Origin of the sequence: Micromonospora sp. NPDC049799, from assembly GCF_040656655.1 — a bacterium.
Classification (GTDB): Bacteria; Actinomycetota; Actinomycetes; order Mycobacteriales; family Micromonosporaceae; genus Micromonospora.
The window spans coordinates 1-2614 of the sequence record NZ_JBFAMU010000621.1; the positions used below are offsets into that span (position 1 = coordinate 1).

Genomic DNA, 2614 nt, shown 5'->3' on the forward strand with positions numbered 1-2614 from the left:
CGATCACCAGGTAGGTCAGGCCGAGGGTGTCCTGGAGTTCGTCCAGCAGGTTGACCACCTGGGCCTGGATCGACACGACCGGCCGGGCAGGCCGTCGAGGGCCAGGTCGGCGTCGAAGTGGTACGGCACCAGTTGCGTGCCGCCGGAGCCGAAGACCGCGCCGGGGGCCGGCCGGATGGTCCGCACGTCGAACAGGCCGCGGAACAGGCCGGCGTCGAACGTGTACGGGGCCACGACGACGTCGCCGACGCCCTCGTCGAAGTACCGGTAGTCGAACAGGCCCGGGGTGAACGCCTGCCAGCCGCTGTCCCGTCGGATCACCCCGCCGCCGGGGCGGCGCTCGACGGTCACCGACCGGGTCACGCGGACGCCCCACGGGTGCAGCACGCTGTTGACCTTGACGACCTCCAGCGCGGTCCGGCCGACCACCACCCGGAACTGCACCTTCGCGGCCTCGGCGAACGCGGCGAAGGGGTTGTTCCAGTCGCTGAAGTTCGAGCCGCCGTAGCCGGAGATGTCGATCCGGGTGACCGGCACCCGGGGGTTGGCCGCCATGTCGTTGTTGAAGACGGTCTCCACGCTGCCGACGGGGTCGGCCGTCGAGCCGAGCACGGACAGCCCGAGCGGCGCGCCGCTGGCGAGGTCGACGCCGTTGAGCAGTTGCCGGAGCCGCCCGTCGAAGGTGGCGGAGACCCCGCCGTCGTCGGGCCGGCCGCCCTCGGCGTGCGCGGTGACCTGGATACCGCCGACCGCGTCCTCGGCGGGGAACGCCGGCCGGGTCAGGCCGAGCAGGTCGGCCGGACGGTCGGCGGTGGCGTCCGGGCGGACCAGCACCGCGGCGACCAGTCCGAAGGGGAGGGTCGTGCGCATGCCCACCGGGGTGCCGTCGCGGAACGCGCCGACGGTGCCGTCGAGGGCGTCGGCCGGGACCACCGGCACCAGCTTCTGCGACCGGGCGCCGAGGGTGGTGGCACCGCCGTCGACGGCCGAGGCCAGCGGCGTCGGGAACCAGCCCATCGTCATGATGTCCTGGTCGACGTCGAGGGTGCGCACCGGTTCCCACTGCACCTGCGGCAGGGCCACCACCCGCAGGTCGGCGACCTCGGCGCGGACGTCGAGCCCGTCGACACCGAACGGGGTGCCGCCCTGCCGGCGCTGCCCGCCCATCGCCACGCCCAGCAGGTCCTGGTTGGTGGACACGTCCAGCAGCAGCAGTCCGGGCGTCGGACCGACCACCTCGTCGAGGTAGCGGTCGACCAGGGCCTCGCTGAGCGCGTTCTGCTGCCGGGCCGCCTCCACGCGCTGGCCCCGCAACTCCTGCTCCCGGCGACGCGCCGCGAGCCACTCGGCGCCGGTCCGCTTGTCCAGACCGAGCCGCCCCTGCTCGACCTGGGTCAGACCCACGTCGGTGCCGTCGTCCCGGTCGTCGGCCGGACGAGGCTCGCCGGACGAGGCGGGCCGGCCGCTGACGGCGGCCGACGGGCCGAGCCGGCCGTCGAAGTCGACCGTCACCGCGGAGTCCGGCGCGGTCCACCCGACCGTGCAGACCAGCGCGGCCGGCGGCGGTTCCCGGCCGATCCGGGGACGGGTCACGGCGGCGTTGGCGACGTACGGGTCGGGCAGGATCGGCGCCCACCCGTGCACGCCGAGGAGCAGGTGCGCCTGGCCGGCCTCGACCGAGCGCCCGTCGCGCAGCGCCCCGCGCACGTAGACCAGGCCCGGCAGGGCCGTCCACACCAGCGCGTTGCGCAGGGCGAACTGGAGGTGCCGCCGGGGGTCCGGCGGCAGCGTCGCGCCGAGCAGGGCGGTGACCTCGCCGCCGAGCCGGTGCAGCAGGAGCACCCCGCTCTGCGCCGGGGTGGGCACCGGCCGGCCCGCGGTGGTCAGCGGCCGGTCCAGCGCCACCTCCGCGCCACCCTGCGTCATCAGGTGCTCGCCGTCGGCGAGGTGGCAGTTGTAGAGCAGGAAGAAGGGCCGGTCGTAGCGGTGCCGCCACGGCAGCCGGTGCCCTCCGTCGGGCAGCGCCCACAGGTCGTACGTGTGGTCCACCGGTGGGCTCAGCGCGGCGATGCCCTCGGCGACCAGCATCGCGCCAGCCGCCGACACGGCCACCCAGGCCTCCGGGAGCTCGTGCGGGCGTGGGTCGGGTTCGTACCAGCGGGCGGTCAGGCCGGTGACCTGGAGCAGCCAGCGGGCGGCGGTCGCCGCCTCGCCGAGGATCGCCGGATCACCGGCGGTCACCACGGGCAGGCCGAGCCCGCCGCCGCGTACGGTCGCGACCCCGGTCGCCGCGTCGGTGGCCCCGAAGCGGACCAGGTCCGTGCCGATGGCGGTGGGGTCGAGGGTGTCCGGCTCGACGTCGTACGCGAGCACGAGCGTCCAGAGCCGGGGCAGGAAGGTGGTGTCGCCGGTGGCGGAGCCGAAGCGGAACCGTTGTCCCCACACCCGCGCCTCGCCGGAGTCGCCGTCGAGTTCCAGCCCACCGGCGCCGAAGCGCAGGCTGACCGTCCCGGGCAGGGCGGTGGCGGCGTCCGCGCCGGTGCAGCCGCCGTCGCCGTCCGGCGGGGTGTCGGCGGCCGGCGCGACCTTGAGCGCGGCGGCCAGCGGGGCGGGC

1 protein-coding gene is annotated in these 2614 nt (G+C 75.7%); it reads right to left on the reverse strand.

What is annotated here, in order from left to right:
* Positions 1 to 15: 15 nt before the first annotated feature.
* On the reverse strand, positions 16 to 2614 hold a 2599-nt coding region (locus AB0I76_RS27335; protein ID WP_357041233.1), incomplete at its 5' end, for a hypothetical protein.